This is a genomic window from Pedobacter sp. 05L430, from assembly GCF_056397585.1.
Genome location: NZ_JBFTNT010000616.1, coordinates 1 through 589 on the forward strand (window position 1 = coordinate 1; position 589 = coordinate 589).

At 36.3% G+C, this 589-nt stretch carries 1 protein-coding gene; it reads right to left on the reverse strand.

From position 1 onward, the window contains the following. Window positions 1-263 precede the first annotated feature (263 nt). Window positions 264-589 (reverse strand): phosphatidylglycerol lysyltransferase domain-containing protein (locus AC1DG9_RS27640; protein WP_477635773.1); only part of this gene is annotated, 326 nt, incomplete at its 5' end.

Consider the following 589-nt stretch of genomic DNA (forward strand, 5'->3'; position numbering starts at 1 on the left):
GATATACCGTTATTAAACCAAACTTCTTATACGTTACAGAATCAATTTCGCCGGCTACACTCTTTGTTATCCACAAGCAGATTAGCATAAAACATAAGGCAACGCATCTTTTCATATACTCTTATTAAGGTTTAATTACGATATACCGTTATTAAACCAAACTTCTTATACGTTACAGAATCAATTTCGCCGGCTACACTCTTTGTTATCCACAAGCAGATTAGCATAAAACATAAGGCAACGCATCTTTTCATATACTCTTATTAAGGTTTAATTACTTTAGTTAATACATTTGGAACCTGCAAAAGATCATAATCCTGATCATATATCAAATACTTATTGTGCCATACCGGCGAGAACTTCTCTTTTGATGCGCGCAGTCCCTTATAATGAGAAAATGACCGGATCTTTTCGTAGGCAAATCTCATAGATCGCTCGGTAAAATTGTGCGGTGTTGTAAGGCCCGACAAAGGGGCAAAACCCAGGTTAACTGCAGTATAATTTTGTTCCTTAAGGTGATTAAATAAGGCTACCATAATAAAATCAATAACACCGTTAGGCGCATCGGCAGTTTTTCTGATCAAATCGT